The following is a 19,414-nucleotide window of genomic DNA, read 5'->3' as shown; positions in this document are numbered from 1 at the left end:
GGGCGAATGAAAGTACCATGGATAGGTTTGATTTTAGGCATGTGTTCATTGGCAGCAAATGCTTCTCCTTGGGAAAGTTTTACTCGCCCTTCTGTCGCACCATCTGAATCTATTGGTAGTTACGCCAATGGTTGTCTCATTGGTGCAGAAGCCTTGCCTTTGAATGGGCATGGTTATCAGGTTCTTCGCAGCCAAAATAAGCGCTATTTTGGCCATCCCGATACGGTGAGCTTTATTGAGCGTCTTGCTAAGCAAGCTCGTAAAGATTTACGCACGCACATCCTAATTGGCGATATGTCATTGCCGCAAGGTGGTCGTTTTTCTTCTGGTCACTCTAGCCATCAAACTGGCCTTGATGTAGACATCTGGTTTCGTCTTGCCGACAGCAAGCTCTCACAAAACGCTCTAAGCCTACCTAAGCCACAAACCTTAGTTAATATGTCCGAGTACACTCTGAGTGATAACAACTGGGGCAACCGTCATTTCCGATTGATAAAGATGGCAGCACAAGATGATCAAGTTGCGCGCATCTTTGTTCACCCAGTGATCAAAGAAAAGCTGTGTTCTACGGAAGGGGCTGAGCGTGATTGGTTGCGTAAAGTACGCCCTTGGTGGGGCCACAACTACCATATGCATGTTCGTTTGCTGTGCCCGCAAGGTGATAACAGCTGTATCAACCAAGCGCCGCCGCCAAAAGGCGATGGCTGTGGCAAAGAGGTGGCGAGCTGGCGACCAAAGCCGGAAGTAAAAGAGCTCCGAGCTGGTAAAAAAGAGACCGAGAAAAAGCAAGCGAAGGTCACTAAGCCGAAACCGAAAAAAATACTGCCGAAACAGTGCGCTGCAATTATCTCTTCTTTGTAATCTTATAAATCCTTCTCTTGGCAGAGTTCAATCCTGACATTTCTCGGTGGAGAATCTGCCAATTGTTGCCTAGATTTAAACTGACTAATGAAATGATATGTATCTAGATGCGTTTGAATTAGGGACTGATTCAAACGCAATGGTTTATGAATATTGGTTGGTGTATAGATACATATGTAGCGAAAAGCAGGATTAACGATAGGCATTTGAACAGCGAATTTAGATGTCAGAGTTATTGAGCTTTAAATAGGATGCTCGGCTTACGTCCTATTGAGATAAGAACAAGGACACTCCCATGAGTATGGTTTGTGCAAAAGACTTTGCCGAGTGGTTGAAACAGAGGTTTGCTCATAGCGTAGAGTCGGTAACGATCTCGCGTGAAGAGGTAAATCATCTGACAGGTAGGCAGAGATTTGACCCTGGGTTTGTGAATGATGTGCACTATGAATTGATGCAGCATGGCCTTGCGTTTGTGACCGATATGTCGCGTGAAACCTTTTACCTAATCCCTATTGGCAAAGCGGTAAACTGGCGTGAGCAGCTTGAATATCAATTTGAAAAAGAGTTGTACTGCAACATCTTCCCAATCGTCAAATCGAAATCTGGTTAATCCCCCCTCGCAGTGGATAGAAAAAAGGCTCATCGTTTGATGAGCCTTTTCGTATCTAATTACGCTAAACCTTGGATGATGACGAACTTTTCAAGCAGTTCCTCATCGGTTTCTACGCTATCTGGGTCGGTAATGATGCACTTAGTAATCGGGCATACCGACTGACAAGTTGGCTTTTCATAGTGGCCTTTACACTCTGTACACAGTAGCGGGTCGATTTCAAAAATCTCCGCACCCATAGTAATCGCGCCGTTTGGACACTCTGGGTCACACATGTCACAGTTGATGCACTTGTCGGTAATTAGCAGAGCCATGATTACTTACCAGTAGGGTTACGAGTATCCTGACCAGAGTTTAGGTTACGCATAAGTAGGCCGTATTCTAGGTCCATATCCTGTGGAACTGGAATAAATACAAAGTGGCCATTGCCTTTCGCATCTTCAATTGCTTCAGACTTACGGTTTTCCATCGCTTCTAGAGTAAAGATCACGTTACCTTTTGGTGTCATTAGCTCAAGGCTATCACCGATAACGAATTTGTTCTTCACTTCTACTTCTGCAAGGTCGCCGCGACGTTTACCAGTGAATTCGCCTACGAACTGCTGTGCGTCAGAGACAGAGTAGCCGTAGTCGTAGTTTTGGTATGAGTCGTGAGTGTGGCGACGTAGGAAGCCTTCGGTGTAGCCACGGTGCGCTAGGCTTTCCAGCGTAGTCATTAGGCTCTCATCAAATGGCTTGCCTGCAACGGCATCATCAATCGCTTTACGGTAAACCTGAGCAGTACGAGCACAGTAGTAGAAAGACTTAGTACGGCCTTCAATCTTCAGTGAGTGTACACCCATCTTAGTTAGGCGCTCTACGTGTTGGATAGCACGTAGGTCTTTCGAGTTCATGATGTAAGTGCCGTGCTCGTCTTCAAACGCAGCCATTTTTTCTTCTGGGCGGTGCGCTTCTGAAAGTAGAACGACTTCATCAGTTGGTTTGCCGCGACCAATGGTTGTTTCAGGACGCTCGTCCTGTACTTCAACCGCTTGTGCTTGTGTTGGGGCAAACTTCTCAACGATATCGCCCGTGTCGTTTTCTTTGCCTTCTTCAACTTTGTACTCCCAACGACATGCGTTAGTACATGTACCTTGGTTAGGGTCACGTTTGTTGATGTAGCCAGACAGTAGGCAACGACCAGAGTAAGCCATGCACAGTGCGCCATGAACGAATACTTCAAGTTCCGTTTCAGGACAGTGCTGACGAATTTCTTCGATCTCTTCTAGTGATAGCTCACGAGAAACAATCACACGCTCAACGCCGTTAGCCGCCCAGAATTTAACGGTTGCCCAGTTTACCGCGTTCGCTTGAACCGATAGGTGAATTGGCATTTCAGGGAAGGCTTCACGAACCATCATGATTAGACCTGGGTCAGACATGATCAGTGCGTCTGGGCCCATTTCAACCACTGGTTTTAGGTCGCGGATGAAGGTTTTTAGCTTCGAGTTGTGCGGTTGGATGTTACAAACCACGTACAGTTTTTTACCTAGCGCGTGCGCTTCATCGATACCGATTTGTAGGTTTTCGTGGTTAAACTCGTTGTTACGTACACGTAAGCTGTAGCGAGGCTGGCCTGCATATACTGCATCTGCGCCGTAGGCAAATGCGTAACGCATGTTTTTAAGGCTGCCTGCCGGTGACAGTAGCTCAGGAACGAATACTTTATCTGTTGTCATTGCTCAAATTCTCTATTGTCTGATCTCAAGTCAGGCTAATCCCACCTTATGGAATTAGGGGCGCAAATTTTACGCCAAAATGTGACGCAAGTACACAACAGCAACCACATCATTTCTCTGGTCATTTTAATCGTGCGATTTTTGAGTGATTTAGTGGTACTTACAGACATAAAAAAATCCCTACTCGGTTGAGTAGGGATTCATTTTTAATGCACTAGCGGATTGGCTGGCGAGTTATGAACACGCGTATGCAATCGTGAATGCTTGCTCTTGGAACTGTTTAAGACCTGTGTCTTTAAACTTAATTGGTAGCGGGTTGCGCTTTAGTCGTTCTTTGATTTCAGTCGATGGAACAACGCTAACGTTCAGTCCTTCGATAAGCTGAATCGCCGCTTCAAGTTTGAAGCCGTTGCCGCCGCCCGCGAATTTACCTTTGGTTTGACGCTGTTTAATCACTACTTTTTCAATTTTGTAGTCTTCAACTAGCTTGGCAAAGGCAAATTGGAAGTCGCGCATGTTTTGGGTGTCATTCGCGTCGCTGATTGAAACCTTAGACACTCGGCAATCTTGAATGCTGAACACGCCACTTGATGCGTCAAGTAAGCAGATCACTGCATCGTTACCTTTAATTTCTACACCACAAATTTTCATATCGTTACCTAACAGATTTAAGAGCAAATAGTATGGCTTGTTTGCTCTGTGAATGAAACACTCAGTTTTGTGCTAATCACTTAAGCGTTCGGGTGAGGTAGTCCACCAAGCGCTTCGTATAGATTAGGTAAGAAAGCACCAAGTTCGCCGCACATTAGTGAAAAATCAGCGTCAAATCGAGCCGCTTGGTCTTCACGAGGAATGTCGTCGTTTTGATCTTTTAGCTCATCAGAGAATTTCAGGCGCTTGACGCTGCCATCATCTGCCAAGATAAACTCGATACGCTCTTGCCAATCGAGTGCCAGCTTAGTGACTAGCTTGTCTGCTTCAATGTGGCTACGGATCTCGTCAGCAGTCAGCTCTTGCTTCTTACAACGGATCACGCCGCCTTCTTCCAATACTGATTTTAGCTCAGCTTCATCACCCATGGTGAAGCCAACTGGTGTGTCACCCGTTTTCACCCACTCTGTAAGCGTCGTTTCGACCGCTTTTTCTGGAATGGCAGGAACAACAGGTAGGCTACCCATAGTCTTACGTAGCAGAGCCAGTACATCTTCGGCTTTCTTGTAGCTGCTCGCATCAACTAAGATGAAGCCTTCTTTTGGCAAAATAAGTACAAACGTGTGGTTGCTGCGGCTAAATGCGCGTGGCAGCAGATCCATCACGATGTCGTCTTTCAGGTTATCTTTTTCTTTTTTCTTCAGTGGGCGACCTTCTTGCGCTTCCATCGCGTCCACTTTGGCCGCCAGTGACTCTTTAATCACTGAAGCTGGCAGCATTTTTTCTTCTTTCTTAGCACAAATCAGAATGCGGTTTTCAGACACGTGCGTCATCATATCGCCGTGGCGGCCCATAGCCGTAACCCAGCCAAATTTTTGTTTGTCTTGGCTACCACAAGGGGTAAAACGAAACTCTTCTAGTTGCTTTTCAAGCTGGTCTGCTTTGAACTCGATATCGCGGTTGAAGCGATATACCAGACAGTTTTTAAACCACATATTCTTTCTCTATTTCTGGCGCTGATTTGATTGGGTTGCCATGATAGGCAATTTTGAATTGATTGCCTATTGCAAGTTTTGATTCTGCCACGCAGGCAGCAGGCCGTGAATGAAACCATTGCATATCGCTGACTTATTTGACGCTACAACCAAATAGAAATGAGCGCTAGTCAATGTATTGATGAAGAAAGTTATATGAATATTTGTTTTCAAAGGTCACAAAAGTGTCATAATTGCTAGTAATAATGCTTATGCATCGAGAGGCGCTGTGCCTCTTAAAATTAACAAGCTCAATAACATAAGGTTATTCAATTATGTCTAGAAGGATTCTAGTGGTTGAAGACGAAGCGCCAATTCGCGAAATGCTTTGCTTTGTACTTGAACAAAAGGGTTACCAAGCGGTAGAAGCAGAAGACTACGACACTGCGGTAACTAAACTAGCTGAACCCTTCCCTGATCTAGTGCTACTGGATTGGATGTTACCTGGCGGAAGCGGCATCAACTTCATTAAACATATGAAACGTGAAGAGCTCACGCGCAATATTCCTGTTGTGATGCTAACAGCGCGTGGCGAAGAAGAAGACAAGGTTCGTGGCTTAGAAGTGGGTGCGGATGATTACATCACCAAGCCATTCTCTCCTAAAGAACTAGTCGCGCGTCTTAAAGCGGTGATTCGTCGTGTTACGCCAACCGCTCTTGAAGACGTAATTGATGTCCAAGGTCTAAAATTAGATCCTGTTTCTCACCGTGTGACGGCGAATGATCAGCCGTTAGACATGGGGCCAACAGAGTTCAAAATGCTGCACTTCTTCATGACTCACCAAGAGCGTGTCTACAGCCGTGAGCAATTATTGAATAACGTCTGGGGTACTAACGTTTATGTAGAAGACCGCACGGTGGATGTTCATATTCGACGCCTACGTAAAGCGCTTGAAGCGGCGGGTCACGATAAGCTGATTCAAACAGTGCGTGGCGCAGGCTACCGTTTCTCTGCGAAAGCATAATTGTAAGCGATATTGAACACGGAGAATTAAGTGGTCGAAAGGTTAACGTGGAAAAAGCTGGTCTGGGAATTGGCTTTTTTCTACACCCCTTGGGTGATCGTTGGATGGATATTCGGATACATGCCGTGGCTATTGTTGATAGCCACGGCTTTGCAGCTTGTATGGCATCTGCATAACCAAATGCGTCTTTCCGCATGGTTGTGGGATGAAAAGCGTTTAACACCGCCATCCGGCACTGGCAATTGGGAACATCTGTTTAACGGTATTTATCGCCTGCAGCAGCGCCAACGTAAAAAGCGCAAAGAGTTGACCAACTTGATTCGTCGTTTCCGCAACGGTGCAGAATCTTTGCCCGATGCGGTCGTGGTTTTTCGTAGCGAAGGTAACATTGTTTGGTGCAACAAACTTGCTCAACACTTACTTGGCTTTCGCTGGCCTGATGACTCGGGTCAACCTGTCTCGAACCTTATTCGTACCCCTGATTTCATTAAGTACCTCAACAAACAGAACTTCGATGAACCTCTAGAGATGCGTTCACCGCTTAATGTTGAGCGCATGCTTGAACTGCGTATCGTGCCGTACACCGAAGGTGAGCACCTAATGGTAGTGCGTGATGTGACTCAGCTTAAACAGCTTGAGGGTATGCGTCGTAACTTCTTTGCTAATGTTTCTCATGAGCTGCGTACGCCAATGACGGTGTTGCAAGGCTACCTCGAAATGACCGAAGATCCAGACATGGTGGTTGGCCCAATGTGGCCGAAAGCGCATGGGGTAATGACTGAGCAGCTCAACCGTATGAACAGCTTGGTGAACCAGCTACTGACTCTGTCTAAGATTGAAGCCGCGCCAATGCACGAGCTTGATGAAGTGGTCAATGTGCCAGCCATGCTAGAAGTGCTAGAGAAAGAGGCGGCAAGTTTAAGTGGTGGTAAGCACCATTTAGACTTCAACGTGGATGAAAAGCTGCGAGTGTTGGCTGATGAAGATCAACTGCGCAGCGCGATTTCTAACTTGGTTTACAATGCCGTGAAGTACACTCCAGAAGGGGCGGATATTCATGTGCGCTGGTTTAATACCGCTCAAGGTGCGTGTCTAGAAGTAGAAGACAGTGGCGATGGTATTGAACCGCAGCACTTACACCGTTTGACCGAGCGCTTCTATCGAGTGGATAAAGCACGCTCCCGAGATACCGGAGGCAGTGGTTTAGGTTTGGCGATCGTAAAACACGCGCTAACCCACCATGACTCTCACTTAGAAATCTCGAGTGAAGTTGGCGTCGGTAGTAGGTTCTCATTCATTCTCCCTGCACGTTTGGTGGTGAGATAATGAAAGGTCGCATGGCGAAGTTAAAAGTCATTCTCTCAACGCTGATCGCGGTTAGTTCAACTTCGGCGATGGCTGAACATTTGCAAGATTACCAAAAGGTGCCGGGCATCAGTGGTGTTTTGACCAGTGTTGGCTCTGATACTTTAGCGGGCATGACTACGCTTTGGGTTGAAGAGTTTAAGCAGCTTTACCCAAGTGTGAATGGCCAAGTACAAGCCTCTGGCTCTTCGACTGCGCCTCCTGCGCTGACTGAGCGTACCGCTCAATTTGGCCCAATGAGCCGTCCGATGCGTAATCGAGAAATCGAAGCATTTGAACGTGAGCATGGTTATAAGCCCACAGCACTTCGCGTAGCGATTGATGCGATTGGGATTTTTGTTCACCGCGATAACCCAGTGGAAGGGCTTAACTTCCAACAGCTCGATAGCATTTACTCAGCCACGTTGCGCTGTGGCGGTGATGGTATTATCACCACTTGGGCATCGCTGGGTTTAGATTACCAATGGGCGCAGCGCAGCATTCAAATGTTTGGCCGCAACTCGGTATCGGGTACCTATGGTTACTTTAAGAAGAATGCGCTTTGCGGCGGTGATTTCAGAAGTAGCGTCAATGAGCAGCCGGGCTCGGCCTCGGTGGTTCAGTCCGTCGCCTCGGCCATCAATACCATAGGTTACTCGGGGGTAGGGTACAAGGTGTCGGGTGTCAAACGCCTGCCGATTGCTAAGCAGGGCAATCATTATGTGGATGCGACCCGAGAAAATATCCTCTCAGGTGAGTACCCACTATCACGCTACCTCTATGTTTATTTGAATAAACACCCAAGCAAGCCTTTATCTCCTATCGAGCGAGAGTTTGTACGCTATATCTATTCTAAACAAGGGCAACAGCTGGTGGAGAAAGATGGCTATGTTTCTATTTCACCTGAAATCGCTGAACAAGAGTTAAAAAAAGTCGGTATCAATCTGCATTGATACCGACTCGTTTGCTTAGTTTTCTTTAGTGGCTCAAATAGCCGCTTAAACTTCTCTATTTAAAGCTCAATTCCCATTCTGCTTTTTTCCAATACGCTTGCTCGGTAATTAAATCCGCCAGCAGTAGCTTATTGTTTTCAAGCCAATCCACTTCATCACAAGTAAGTACCCACTTATCGTCTTTAACTTTTAGGTGCAGAGGTGGAAGCGGATCTTCACTGCGCTGGCCATTAACTAAAATCGCTAAACGTAGCACCTTAATCAGACCGAGAATGTGCTTTTTCTTGTACAGGGCAAATTCCTCAAGCTCTTCCAATTTAAGCGATTTACGCTGGAAGCGAGCTAAGGTAGAGAGAATTCGCTGCTGCTCTAAGTTGAAGCCCGGCATACTGGTATGGCGAAGTATATAGCCTGAGTGACGGTGGAAAGCACGCAAGCTAATACTGAGTCCAACTTCATGCAGTAGCGCACTCCAATCGAGCAGGTCAAACAGCTCAGAGTGCTCTTCAATATCGAGCTTGTGGTGGATTTGTTGTAAGAACTCTCCCGCTTGACCTTTAACACGCGCCGCATGCTCTAAATCAACCAGATGCTTTTTGGCCAGATTCTCTGTGGTGCGCATGCGAATGTCACTGCGTTTAAAACGCTCCTCCATTTCATACAGCAAGCCTTCACGCAATGCGCCTTCTGAGTAGTGAAGTTCACGGATTTTTAGATCGAGGAATAGGGCATACATGATAGCCACACCAGCAGCGAACACAGGTTTGCGCTCGTTGGTTAGCCCTTCCAATTCGATGTCGTCAATTTTGTCCCATTGGCACAATTGATCAATCAGTTTGAGCAGGCGCTTGGTGTTGATAATACCGTCGGTGTAGCCTTGGCCTATCAATACCTCACGAATGGCTTTTACCGTGCCTGATGAGCCAAAGGCGATCGACCAGCCTTTTTTGCGGTAGCGATGCGCTAGTGATTCCAGTTTTTGCTCCGCTGCGAGCACGGCATTATTGAAATTGCGGTTAGAGAGTTTGCCGTTAGCGAAATATTGCTTGGTAAAGCTGACGCACCCCATGCGTTTGCTGTTGACCAAACTTGGTTCAAACCCTGTACCAAAGATGATTTCAGTACTTCCGCCGCCAATATCGACAATCAGTTTAGAGTCGGTTTGCGGTTGAGTATGCGAGACGCCTTGATAGATAAGACGCGCTTCTTCAACTCCGGGGATAATTTCAATCGGGAAGGGCAGCACTTCGCGAGCGCGTTGCAAAAAGATATGAGCGTTGTTAGCAAGCCTTAAAGTGTGGGTTGCAGCAATGCGCACATTGCTAGGGTGAAACCCTTTTAAGCGTTCAGCGAATAAGGCCAAACACTCTAAGCCACGCTCCATAGAGGCGTTATCGAGATTATTTTGTGCGTCTAAGCCATCCGCGAGGCGGACTCTTTGTTTATGACGACTGACGAGTTGCAAGTCTTGGTCGACGACTTTCGCCACCACCATATGAAAACTGTTTGAGCCAAGATCGATGGCCGCTACATTACGAACTTCCGGAGTTTGAGTCATTTTTCTTTTTGCTCCGCTTTTCTACGTTTTTTAAATAGTCATAGATAGCCAATTGAGAGCGCACTTTGCGGCGGTTACCTCGCGCGACATAGCGATTGCTCATCTCTTTATCTATCCATCTCGCTTTAACCGTATCAGTAAAGTGAATATTCACTATGTCTATAATACGCTGTTTTAAAACGGGATCACGGACGGGGGTCGCAACTTCAATACGATGGTCGATATTTCTGGTCATCCAATCCGCAGAGGAAATATACACTTGAGGGTCACCGTCATTGTGCGTAATCAGTACGCGAGGGTGCTCTAAAAAGCGATCAACAATACTGATGATTTTAATATTGTCACTCACCCCTTCCACGCCGGGAACCAGAGCACACATCCCGCGGATAACCATTTTGATCACCACACCCGATGCGCTCGCGCCATACAATTTATTAATCAGCCCTTTATCAACCAAGTTATTCACTTTTAACGTAATTGCCGCTTTTTTACCTGCTTTTGCATTGGCGATTTCAGTATCAATTAAACGGTATAGTTGTTTACGTGAGTTACGCGGTGAAACAATCAAATGGTCAAACTTCACTGGGCGATAAGGGTTTTCGATGTAGCCAAATACATTGCGCACTTCATTAGTGATTTCTGGGTCGGCAGTCAGCATGGAAAAGTCGGTATAGATACGGGCGGTTTTCTCATGGAAGTTACCAGTACCGATATGGGCATAGCGAACGATTTCTTCGTTTTCTCGGCGGCTAATCAGCAATAGTTTAGAGTGTATTTTTAGCCCCGGCGTGCCAAATATCACATGTACGCCTGCTTCAGTGAGTACCCGCGCCCACTCAATGTTGGCCTCTTCATCAAAGCGTGCTTGCAGCTCAACGACGACGGTGACTTGCTTGCCGTTATGGACTGCATCAATCAGAGAGTTCATCAAACGGGAGTCTTTCGCCACGCGATACACGTTGATTTTAATGTTGAGGACTTTTGGGTCAAACGAGGCTTGGCGCACCAGTTCACTGACGTGCTCGAAGGTATGGTATGGATAGTAAAGTAAGATGTCTTTGTTGCGAATGGCGTCGAAATTGTTGTCAAAACCCTCGAAGTCCGAACAACGCATCGGTGGTAGAGGGCGATGTTCTAAGTAGTCTCGCCCGACATTAGGAAAGCCAATAAAGTCTTTAAAGTTATGATAACGGCCACCGGGAATGAGGTTGTCGTAGTTAGAGATCTTGAGCTGTTCACATAAGAAGTTCAGCATGCTTTCAGGCATATCGCGCTCATAGACAAAGCGTACTGGCATGGCGGTTAAACGCTGGCTTACCCCTTCTGACATCTGCTCTAACAGGCTGTGCTCAACCTCATGGCTTAAGTCATATTCCGCATCGCGGGTCATTTTCATCGCATAACCGGCGATGTTCTCGTAATCAAAAAAGCCGCGAAACAGCTCATCTAAGCAGTAACGAATGATGTTATCGAGCAAGATAATGGTTTTACGGCGTTTGCCTTTTTGTTCGGGCACCATGACAAAGCGCGGTAAGTGATCGGTTGGGATCTCTAGCAGGGCATATTGAGTGCTTTCTGCTTGTTTGAGTTCGACGACAATGTAAGCGTATTCATCTTTTAGGAACTGCAAAAGCTCAATTTCATCATTGAGTAGCATTGGGGTCATGTGGGGCAATACTTGGCGACGGAAGTATTTTTGAATCCACTTTTGTTGAAACTCGTTGAGTTGATGTTCATTGACAAGAAAGATGTGGCGTCTTGCCATTTCGCGGATAAGTTCTTGGTATAGCTCATCAAATCTTTCGTTGAGTTTTAACGCTTTAGACTGCATTTTTGACAGTAGATGCTTGGAATTACTACTTCCGCCACGTTCTTGGCTAATCAAAATACGGCGTTTTACATCGGCAAAACGTACCTTGTAAAACTCGTCAAGGTTGTTGGAAAAAATGCCTAAAAATCGCACCCGCTCAATTAGGGGGACGGTTTTATCTGCGGCTTCTTGCAGCACTCTTTCATTAAACGACAGCCAACTTAATTCTTTTTCTATGTATAGTTTTTCTGAACTCATTCCCTTAGTTCCTTTTGCTTACATTTCAAGCATAGGTCAGAGAATGAAAACTAAGGCATGTGTGTGAAGCTTTTATTGCACAAATTTGAATCAAATTAAGTAATTGGTTGGAGATCGAGGCGTGATCTTGCGGCAAAGATAATTCATTATTTTCAGATGTTTATTTGTATCTGTAATATAATTGTCATCTAAGAGAAATATTATATCCTCGGGCATTAATAGGGTCTTTGACCCACAGGTAGTGAGATAAGATGGCAAAGGCCGAATTTTCATTGAGAGAAAGAGACCGTAAACGATTGATCAAAGATCGTTTGGTTCGGCTAGCAGTATCTACAGGCGGTGTCGGAGTTTTAGCGGCATTGGTGCTGATCTTTGTGTATCTCGCTTTCATGGTTTTGCCACTTTTCTCCGATGCAAAGATGACGCCCAACGTCGCCAATCAAACCATTACCACGCAAAACGCCGTTGCTGCTGGTATTGATGATTATGGCGAACATGCCTTTGTGGTTTCACAGCAAGGCCAAGTGGATTTTTGGCCACTTACGTCTAAAGCCGATACGCCTAAACTTTCCGTTTACTTTGGCCAAGACTACTCGTTATTCGCCCGTACACCGAGTGCGGTCGGCTGGTATGGCTTTGCTTCTGCTCGTGGTGATGTGGCTTTATTCCGCCCAGAAATGACCAGCGTGGTTAAAGATGATGGCCGCTTGTTTAGCCCTGATGTTGAGCGTTGGTCATCATCCATCAGTCTTATCTATCCGAATGTATCGCTAAATCAATTCAGTATTGCAGTTGAAGGTGGAGCGACGTTGGCGGGTTACTACAACGATGGTCGAGTACGTGTTCGTTGGCAGGATGAAGAGAGCATCATCCATAGTTTTGTATTCAAGTCGCCTTTTATGCAGTTGGATCAGTTGTTACTGACGCCTAATGGTCGAACGCTCTATATTCGCAGTAGTTCTGATCTGGTGATTGCAGAGAAGCAAGCGGATCAGTTTGTCGTGCGACAAATTGTCGACTTGAGCCAAGGTAAAGCCAAGCATGCGGTGAGTGATATCGATCTTCTGTCCGGTGCCTACTCGCTGTTAGTGACGCACAATGATGGCCTTGTTTCTCAGTGGTTTGATGTACTCAAAGATGGCGAACGTAAACTGACTCATATCCGTGAGTTTAAGTTGGCTTCAGAGCTGCAATTTTTACTGCCTGATACTTATCGTAAAGGCTTTTACAGTTTCTATATCAATGGCACGGTACAAAGCCATTACACCACCAGTGAAAAGTTGGTGATGTTTAATCGCGCCTACACAAAAGCGCCGCAAATGGCGGCTATGTCGAGCAATGAACAGTATCTACTGGCCTTGTCTGGCGATCAGCTCAGCGTGGCGCACATTGATAACCCATACCCAGAAATTTCACTGTCATCTTTGTGGCAAAAGGTGTGGTATGAGAGCTACCCTGAGCCAGAGTTTGTTTGGCAAAGTACCTCGGCTAGTGATGAGTTTGAAGCCAAATTCAGCTTAATTCCAATTGCATTTGGCACGTTAAAAGCAGCGGCATTTGCCATGTTGTTTGCCATTCCTGTTGCGGTGCTTGGGGCAATTTATACCGCGTATTTCATGACGCCAAAGATGCGCCGAGTTGTAAAACCTTCGATCGAGTTGATGGAGGCGTTGCCGACGGTCATTATTGGTTTCTTAGCTGGTTTATGGTTTGCACCGATTGTTGAAACCCACCTTGCTGCGGTCTGTGCGTTGATTGTTTTCTTGCCATTATCAACCGTATTGATTGGTGGCATTTGGCATTTGATTCCAGAGATCATTACTCGCAAGTTGCCCAATGGTTGGCACGCTGCCATTCTCATGCCGGCGCTGGTGGTGGTTACGGCAGTACTGTTAAATCAAAGTGGCAATATTGAAAGTTGGCTATTTAATGGTGATGTACGCGTTTTCCTAGCGCAGCAAGGAATTGATTTTGACCAGCGTAATGCGTTGGTGGTTGGCTTTGCCATGGGCTTTGCGGTGATTCCAACCATTTTTACCATTGCCGAAGATGCAATATTTTCAGTGCCAAAGCACTTATCCGATGGTTCTTTAGCGCTAGGTGCTACGCCATGGCAGACGCTTATTTACGTGGTGTTGCTAACAGCAAGCCCAGGTATCTTTTCGGCGATTATGATGGGCTTAGGCCGAGCTGTGGGCGAGACCATGATCGTACTGATGGCAACGGGTAACACGCCAATCATGGATTGGAATATTCTAGAAGGGATGCGCACGCTTTCAGCAACGATTGCAGTAGAGATGCCAGAGTCAGAAGTGGGCAGCTCACACTATCGAATTCTATTTTTAGCCGCATTGATTTTGCTGGTGTTCACTTTTGCGGTGAACTCGCTAGCGGAATGGGTAAGACAACGATTAAGAGAAAAATACCGTGCATTGTAGTGGTTTGAACAGCGAACAAGGTTGGGTTTAAGTGTTTAAGTGGCTTAAATCTGGTGCACCTTGGATTTGGTTAACAGGCGGAGCGGTGAGCATTAGTTTGCTTTCAGTGCTCGGCTTGCTACTGCTTATTGGTTGGAAAGGGCTCTCTTATTTTTGGCCTGCGCCGTTATACCAATGGCAAACCGAGCAAGGCGAAACCTTAATTGGTCAGCTCTATGCCGAAGAGTATGTTCCTATTAGCCACCTGCGAGAAATGGAGATCGACCTGCCTGCGCAAGTTGAAGAGAAGGGGCTGGTGAAACGTATCAGTATTAAAGTCGCCAATCGCGATTTGTACCCAGCCGATTTTGTTTCGATTCTAGAGATCGATCTTCTACAGCGCTCTAAACCACAAGGGTGGGCAGTGATTGAGCGAACTCGCAGTGGTGATTTTTACGGCCTACCTATCGCTTATCAAAGTGCCGATGGCTCACTGGTTAAAGACTTTCAGCCTGCGCTTACCCAAGGCTTGGATTACAGCAATCAGGTACGTAAACAAGTTGACCGCATTATTAGCAATGAACTGCGTGAAATTAATGCACAAGTAAATCAACTGCGCCGTGAAAAGCGTAAGCGTGAGCTTAACGATGAACTTGATGAAGCGTTTTTAACTCAGTATCAAGCTCAGTCAAAACTCTATAGTCAGCAGTTAGTTGAGTCTGAAGCTAAACTGGATCAACTGCGGAGTAAGTTGGTCAATCAAGGTTTAATTGTACAGGACATGTCAGGCCAACAGGTGCTGATTCCCCTTAGCCGCATGTTGGATATTTGGTATCCAAACCATATGTCACCGGTTGAGAAATTTGCCCATTGGGCGAAACAAGCGTGGAAGTTTCTCTCTGAAGACCCGCGAGAGTCGAATTCAGAGGGCGGTGTATTCCCCGCGATGTTTGGTACTGTGCTGTTAGTACTCATTATGTCGATTATCGTGATGCCACTTGGCGTTATTGCGGCTATCTACTTACACGAGTACGCCAAGAATAATGCGTTTACGCGCATCATTCGTGTGGCGGTGATTAACCTCGCCGGTGTCCCTTCGATTGTTTACGGGGTATTTGGCTTAGGTTTCTTCGTTTACACCTTAGGTGGCTCAATTGACTCACTGTTCTACGCAGAACAACTGCCGGCACCAACCTTTGGTACACCGGGGCTATTATGGTCAGCATTAACTCTTGCGGTATTAACTTTACCGGTTGTGATAGTAGCAACAGAAGAGGGTTTAACCCGTATACCTAGCTCAGTGCGACATGGCTCTTTGGCGCTAGGCGCAACTCAGTTTGAAACCATGTGGCGCATTGTTTTGCCTATGGCAAGCCCTGCGATTATTACCGGGCTAATCTTAGCGGTGGCACGCGCCGCAGGTGAGGTTGCCCCTTTGATGCTGGTGGGCGCAGTGAAATTAGCTTCTAGCCTACCAGTGGATAGCCAATTCCCGTTCTTGCATTTAGAGCGTAAGTTCATGCATTTAGGTTTTCATATCTATGATGTTGGCTTCCAAACCACTAATATTGAGAGTGCAAGGCCACTGGTTTACGCCACCTCATTCTTGCTAGTGACAGTGATCATTGGCCTTAACTTAACCGCAATTAGCATTCGAAATAACTTGCGTGAAAAATACCGAACTTTAGGGCAGGACTAATGTTTTCAGTCAATCAAGCCTTGGGCTACCAAGCGCCACTCGATGTAAACAACCTCAGTGATGAGCAAACTGCCATCGCGATAGAGGGGCTGAACTTGTTCTATCAAAGCAGCCAAGCGCTGAGTGATATTTCAATGCGTATTCCGAAAGGGCAGGTGACCGCCTTTATCGGCCCATCGGGTTGTGGTAAATCGACACTATTGCGCTGTATTAATCGCATGAACGATTTGGTAGAAGGGTGTCAGGTTACCGGAAAAGTAAAACTGCATGGTAAAAACGTGTATCAGGCAGACGTTGATGTCGCGACGCTGCGTCGCCGCGTAGGCATGGTATTCCAACGTCCTAACCCATTCCCTAAATCGATATACGAGAACGTAGTCTACGGCCTGCGTTTACAAGGTATAAAAAATAGCCGACAACTCGATGATGCAGTAGAGCGCTCACTGCGCGCTGCCGCACTGTGGGATGAAGTAAAAGATCGCCTGCATGAGAATGCATTTGGGTTGTCAGGCGGTCAGCAGCAGCGTTTGGTTATTGCCCGTGCCATCGCGATTGAGCCAGAAGTGCTATTGTTAGATGAGCCAACATCAGCTTTGGACCCAATTTCGACCTTAACCATCGAAGAGCTGATCAATGAGCTAAAAACCAAATACACCGTCGTGATCGTTACCCACAACATGCAACAAGCCGCGAGGGTAAGTGACCACACCGCCTTTATTCACATGGGGAAATTGATCGAGTACTCAGATACGGACTCTATTTTTACTTCGCCATTGAAAAAGCAGACGGAAGACTACATTACTGGTAGATACGGTTAAACTTGCTCGTCATATTTGGCGCTGTAACTTCGTTATCTGCGTAAATTCCCCCCAATCACATAGACAAGCTATGCTCATGGGGCTGAATTGACTGGATGCCTTGTTACAAGCACCAACTATTTAGAGCGAATAGCACGCCATATTTGGCGTTGTAACTTGGTTATCTGCGCAAAAAGCACCAATTTTTAAGTTTTATTCAAAAGGAGCTACACCCATTCCATGAACTTCGGACGTCACATTTCAGGTCAATTTAATGTCGAGCTAGAATCGATTCGTACCCACGTATTAACCATGGGTGGCTTAGTCGAGCAGCAGCTCTCTTTTGCTATGCAGGCATTGCATAAAGAGGATGTTGAGCTAGCGAGAAAAGTGGTACGTGACGATCACAAAGTGAATGCGATGGAAGTCTCTATTGATGAAGCGTGTACTCGCATCATTGCTAAGCGCCAACCAACCGCTAAAGATCTCCGTTTGATTATGGCAATCATCAAGACCATTACCGATCTTGAACGTATCGGGGATGTCGCGACAAAGATTGCGGAGGTGGCGATTGAAAGCCCTTCATCTAAAGAGCGTCGATTCCAAGTCTCTTTAGAGCCACTATGTCGCCAAGCCGTGAACATGTTGCACCAAGTGCTTGATGCTTATGCGCGTATGGATGTGGATGCTGCTGCTGATGTTTATAAGCTTGATGATAAGTTAGATGCAGAATACGAAGCGGTCATTCGTCAGTTGATGACTTACATGATGGAAGACCCAAAGAACATTCCTCATATCCTGCAAGTGATGTGGTCAGCGCGTGCGATAGAGCGCGTGGGTGACCGCTGCCAAAACATTTGCGAATACATCATCTACTTTGTCAAAGGTAAAGACATTCGTCACCTTGGTGAGCAAAGCATTGATGATGCACTGCGTTAATATTTCGCCATTAAGCTTTAAGTTCTTCTAGAGCCGTTACCACAGCAGCGATTTTGTTGCTGTCGGTAATAGGAATCAAGTAATCATCAACGTCACTGCTTCCCATTTTTACGTCATCGCTGGCTAGTTCCATTAAACTTGGTCGAGTCGATTTGCCTGACAAGTGCACTTGTTTTACGCCGGTGCTTTGGCAAATGTATGCGACGTTATCAGCCGTTAGCCCTGCGCCTGCCATGATGGCAATGCGGTTACCTGCGTAATCGACCATCTGTTTCAGAACGTCTACTCCTTGCTCTACATTCGCTGCAAGGCCTGAGGTTAAAATGCGTTCACACCCAAGCTCAGCGGCATAATCAATGGCTTGGCAAAAATCTTGGCTTTGGTCTATTGCACGATGGAAAGTAATACCTAACCCATGACTATGAGCTTTGTCTGCCAGTTGTTTAGCTTGCTCAAGATGGATGTTTCCTTGTGGCGTTAATACACCAATAACCACGCCTTGTAGCCCCGCATGAGCAGCTGCTTCAATATCAAGTAGCATGGCATCAATATCTTGTTGTTCAAAAATAAAATCCCCTTGGCGAGGTCGAATCATCGCATATACAGGTACGCGAGAAAGCTTGGCAGCCTGCTGCATAAACCCGAAGCTAGGCGTTAGGCCGCCTAAGGCGAGAGATGAACAAAGCTCAATACGAGTTGCGCCGCCCGCAATCGCTTGGTGAAGAGATTCTAAATGATCGATACAAACTTCGACTTGGTAAGTCATAGCAAATACTCATTGGATAAACTAAAGCTATTTTAGCGGGAATTGCTTGGCAGGATAGAGGTAAAGTTTAGCGGTTTGATTTCCGCAATTGGCTGACAAAGAACCAGCAAGAAATGAGATAGTTTCGTGTCTTTCAAATGCAAAAAAGCCAGCTCAATGAGCTGGCTTTCGTCTTTCACAGAAAGAATATGGTGGAGGGGGACGGATTCGAACCATCGAAGGCAGTGCCATCTGATTTACAGTCAGGTCCCTTTGGCCACTCGGGAACCCCTCCAGGGTGTTTTCTATTCTTTAACGGAATAGCTTAAATGATGATTTCCCAACACATCAAGCAAGTGTTTCCCATGTTCAAAGGATAAACATAAGAAGAAATATGGTGGAGGGGGACGGATTCGAACCATCGAAGGCAGTGCCGGCAGATTTACAGTCTGCTCCCTTTGGCCACTCGGGAACCCCTCCAGGGTGTTTTCTATTCTTTAACGGAATAGCTTAAATGATGATTTCCCAACACATCAAGCAAGGTTTCTCATGTTCAAAGGATAAACATAAGAAGAAATATGGTGGAGGGGGACGGATTCGAACCATCGAAGGCAGTGCCATCTGATTTACAGTCAGGTCCCTTTGGCCACTCGGGAACCCCTCCAGGGTGTTTTCTATTCTTTTAACGGAATAGCTTAAATGATGATTTCCCAACACATCAAGCAAGTGTTTCCCATGTTCAAAGGATAAACATAAGAAGAAATATGGTGGAGGGGGACGGATTCGAACCATCGAAGGCAGTGCCGGCAGATTTACAGTCTGCTCCCTTTGGCCACTCGGGAACCCCTCCAGGGTATTTTTATACTTAAGTAATGATTTCCCAACTCATCCCTCAAGTGCGGAGCGCATCATAGCAAACTCATAAACACTGTAAAGACTTTTTCTGCCAATTTTGAGTTGAATGGTGCCTTTTTGGGCAAAGAGGCTCGTAAAAAGGTTTTTTAGCGCTTTTTCGTCGTCGTAATTTACGTTCAGTGCGTCACTATTTACATTCCT

16 protein-coding genes and 4 tRNA genes are annotated in these 19,414 nt (G+C 46.2%); 9 read left to right on the top strand and 11 right to left on the bottom strand.

Annotated elements, in window-relative coordinates; translation table 11 throughout:
* Positions 1 to 6: 6 nt before the first annotated feature.
* Both mepA and MU515_RS07010 read left to right on the top strand, forming a co-directional pair.
* Positions 7 to 861 carry a penicillin-insensitive murein endopeptidase gene (mepA, locus tag MU515_RS07015; RefSeq protein WP_260259714.1) on the top strand — a complete coding sequence of 285 codons (855 nt, stop codon included), beginning with the start codon at positions 7 to 9 and terminating at the stop codon, positions 859 to 861.
* 295 nt (positions 862 to 1,156) lie between these two features.
* Entirely contained in the window at positions 1,157 to 1,471 is a 315-nt protein-coding gene (locus MU515_RS07010; protein WP_260259713.1) for a hypothetical protein, read from the top strand.
* Between the two features lie 59 nt (positions 1,472 to 1,530).
* Here MU515_RS07010 and MU515_RS07005 read toward each other — a convergent pair whose 3' ends face one another.
* From MU515_RS07005 to rdgC, 4 genes are all read right to left on the bottom strand, one after another.
* Positions 1,531 to 1,785, bottom strand: a complete 255-nt coding sequence (locus MU515_RS07005) for a YfhL family 4Fe-4S dicluster ferredoxin (protein WP_260259712.1) — start codon at positions 1,783 to 1,785, stop codon at positions 1,531 to 1,533.
* A gap of 2 nt (positions 1,786 to 1,787) precedes the next feature.
* Entirely contained in the window at positions 1,788 to 3,188 is a 1,401-nt protein-coding gene (gene trhP / locus MU515_RS07000) for a prephenate-dependent tRNA uridine(34) hydroxylase TrhP (protein ID WP_260259711.1), read from the bottom strand.
* Between the two features lie 234 nt (positions 3,189 to 3,422).
* Positions 3,423 to 3,839, bottom strand: coding sequence for a DUF3010 family protein (locus tag MU515_RS06995; RefSeq protein ID WP_260259710.1), 417 nt, complete (start codon positions 3,837 to 3,839; stop codon positions 3,423 to 3,425).
* An 80-nt stretch (positions 3,840 to 3,919) separates the two neighbouring features.
* The gene (rdgC, locus tag MU515_RS06990) at positions 3,920 to 4,834 is read right to left on the bottom strand and encodes a recombination-associated protein RdgC (protein ID WP_260259709.1); all 915 of its coding nucleotides are present in this window, start codon (positions 4,832 to 4,834) and stop codon (positions 3,920 to 3,922) included.
* Positions 4,835 to 5,148: 314 nt separating this feature from the next.
* Here rdgC and phoB point away from each other — a divergent pair, with 314 nt between their 5' ends.
* The 3 genes from phoB to MU515_RS06975 are packed head-to-tail and all read left to right on the top strand — an operon-like array spanning position 5,149 to position 8,135.
* Positions 5,149 to 5,838 (top strand): phosphate regulon transcriptional regulator PhoB, encoded by a 690-nt coding sequence (gene phoB / locus MU515_RS06985; RefSeq protein WP_260259708.1) that lies wholly within the window; start codon positions 5,149 to 5,151, stop codon positions 5,836 to 5,838.
* A 30-nt stretch (positions 5,839 to 5,868) separates the two neighbouring features.
* Complete coding sequence (phoR, locus tag MU515_RS06980; RefSeq protein WP_260259707.1) at positions 5,869 to 7,164, top strand: phosphate regulon sensor histidine kinase PhoR; 1,296 nt, start codon at positions 5,869 to 5,871, stop codon at positions 7,162 to 7,164.
* Between the two features lie 11 nt (positions 7,165 to 7,175).
* The gene (locus tag MU515_RS06975; RefSeq protein ID WP_260259706.1) at positions 7,176 to 8,135 is read left to right on the top strand and encodes a PstS family phosphate ABC transporter substrate-binding protein; all 960 of its coding nucleotides are present in this window, start codon (positions 7,176 to 7,178) and stop codon (positions 8,133 to 8,135) included.
* Positions 8,136 to 8,190: 55 nt separating this feature from the next.
* On the opposite strand, the gene ppx is transcribed toward MU515_RS06975, so the two are convergent.
* The gene (gene ppx / locus MU515_RS06970; protein ID WP_260259705.1) at positions 8,191 to 9,693 is read right to left on the bottom strand and encodes an exopolyphosphatase; all 1,503 of its coding nucleotides are present in this window, start codon (positions 9,691 to 9,693) and stop codon (positions 8,191 to 8,193) included.
* Positions 9,668 to 11,761 (bottom strand): polyphosphate kinase 1, encoded by a 2,094-nt coding sequence (gene ppk1, locus MU515_RS06965; RefSeq protein ID WP_260259704.1) that lies wholly within the window; start codon positions 11,759 to 11,761, stop codon positions 9,668 to 9,670. The genes ppx and ppk1 overlap by 26 nt, the downstream gene beginning before the upstream one ends.
* 251 nt (positions 11,762 to 12,012) lie before the next feature.
* Here ppk1 and MU515_RS06960 point away from each other — a divergent pair, with 251 nt between their 5' ends.
* From MU515_RS06960 to phoU, 4 genes are all read left to right on the top strand, one after another.
* Positions 12,013 to 14,199 carry an ABC transporter permease subunit gene (locus MU515_RS06960; protein ID WP_260259703.1) on the top strand — a complete coding sequence of 729 codons (2,187 nt, stop codon included), beginning with the start codon at positions 12,013 to 12,015 and terminating at the stop codon, positions 14,197 to 14,199.
* A 31-nt stretch (positions 14,200 to 14,230) separates the two neighbouring features.
* Positions 14,231 to 15,877: a phosphate ABC transporter permease PstA gene (gene pstA, locus MU515_RS06955; protein WP_260259702.1), complete on the top strand. Its 1,647-nt coding sequence runs from the start codon at positions 14,231 to 14,233 to the stop codon at positions 15,875 to 15,877.
* Positions 15,877 to 16,695 carry a phosphate ABC transporter ATP-binding protein PstB gene (pstB, locus tag MU515_RS06950; protein ID WP_260259701.1) on the top strand — a complete coding sequence of 273 codons (819 nt, stop codon included), beginning with the start codon at positions 15,877 to 15,879 and terminating at the stop codon, positions 16,693 to 16,695. Before pstA ends, pstB begins: the two co-directional genes overlap by 1 nt.
* Positions 16,696 to 16,914: 219 nt before the next feature.
* Positions 16,915 to 17,613 carry a phosphate signaling complex protein PhoU gene (gene phoU, locus MU515_RS06945; protein ID WP_260259700.1) on the top strand — a complete coding sequence of 233 codons (699 nt, stop codon included), beginning with the start codon at positions 16,915 to 16,917 and terminating at the stop codon, positions 17,611 to 17,613.
* Between the two features lie 10 nt (positions 17,614 to 17,623).
* On the opposite strand, the gene MU515_RS06940 is transcribed toward phoU, so the two are convergent.
* The 5 genes from MU515_RS06940 to MU515_RS06920 form a co-directional block, all read right to left on the bottom strand.
* Positions 17,624 to 18,379, bottom strand: a complete 756-nt coding sequence (locus MU515_RS06940; protein WP_260259699.1) for a copper homeostasis protein CutC — start codon at positions 18,377 to 18,379, stop codon at positions 17,624 to 17,626.
* A 189-nt stretch (positions 18,380 to 18,568) separates the two neighbouring features.
* A tRNA-Tyr gene (locus tag MU515_RS06935) sits at positions 18,569 to 18,653 on the bottom strand.
* Positions 18,654 to 18,753: 100 nt separating this feature from the next.
* A tRNA-Tyr gene (locus MU515_RS06930) sits at positions 18,754 to 18,838 on the bottom strand.
* A 99-nt stretch (positions 18,839 to 18,937) separates the two neighbouring features.
* A tRNA-Tyr gene (locus MU515_RS06925) sits at positions 18,938 to 19,022 on the bottom strand.
* Positions 19,023 to 19,123: 101 nt separating this feature from the next.
* Positions 19,124 to 19,208 (bottom strand) — tRNA-Tyr (locus MU515_RS06920).
* Positions 19,209 to 19,414 lie beyond the last annotated feature (206 nt).

The organism is Vibrio intestinalis, from assembly GCF_025195085.2.
GTDB classification, from domain to species: Bacteria; Pseudomonadota; Gammaproteobacteria; order Enterobacterales; family Vibrionaceae; genus Vibrio; species Vibrio intestinalis.
Note: the sequence above shows the minus strand (reverse complement) of the source record. Positions and strands in the feature narration are given on the sequence as shown.

Coding starts and splice junctions, on each gene's coding strand:
- mepA (WP_260259714.1), top strand. CDS start 7: ATGAAAGTACCATGGATAGGTTTGATTTTAGGCATGTGTTCATTGGCA.
- MU515_RS07010 (WP_260259713.1), top strand. CDS start 1,157: ATGAGTATGGTTTGTGCAAAAGACTTTGCCGAGTGGTTGAAACAGAGG.
- MU515_RS07005 (WP_260259712.1), bottom strand. CDS start 1,785: ATGGCTCTGCTAATTACCGACAAGTGCATCAACTGTGACATGTGTGAC.
- trhP (WP_260259711.1), bottom strand. CDS start 3,188: ATGACAACAGATAAAGTATTCGTTCCTGAGCTACTGTCACCGGCAGGC.
- MU515_RS06995 (WP_260259710.1), bottom strand. CDS start 3,839: ATGAAAATTTGTGGTGTAGAAATTAAAGGTAACGATGCAGTGATCTGC.
- rdgC (WP_260259709.1), bottom strand. CDS start 4,834: ATGTGGTTTAAAAACTGTCTGGTATATCGCTTCAACCGCGATATCGAG.
- phoB (WP_260259708.1), top strand. CDS start 5,149: ATGTCTAGAAGGATTCTAGTGGTTGAAGACGAAGCGCCAATTCGCGAA.
- MU515_RS06975 (WP_260259706.1), top strand. CDS start 7,176: ATGGCGAAGTTAAAAGTCATTCTCTCAACGCTGATCGCGGTTAGTTCA.
- ppx (WP_260259705.1), bottom strand. CDS start 9,693: ATGACTCAAACTCCGGAAGTTCGTAATGTAGCGGCCATCGATCTTGGC.
- ppk1 (WP_260259704.1), bottom strand. CDS start 11,761: ATGAGTTCAGAAAAACTATACATAGAAAAAGAATTAAGTTGGCTGTCG.
- MU515_RS06960 (WP_260259703.1), top strand. CDS start 12,013: ATGGCAAAGGCCGAATTTTCATTGAGAGAAAGAGACCGTAAACGATTG.
- pstB (WP_260259701.1), top strand. CDS start 15,877: ATGTTTTCAGTCAATCAAGCCTTGGGCTACCAAGCGCCACTCGATGTA.
- phoU (WP_260259700.1), top strand. CDS start 16,915: ATGAACTTCGGACGTCACATTTCAGGTCAATTTAATGTCGAGCTAGAA.
- MU515_RS06940 (WP_260259699.1), bottom strand. CDS start 18,379: ATGACTTACCAAGTCGAAGTTTGTATCGATCATTTAGAATCTCTTCAC.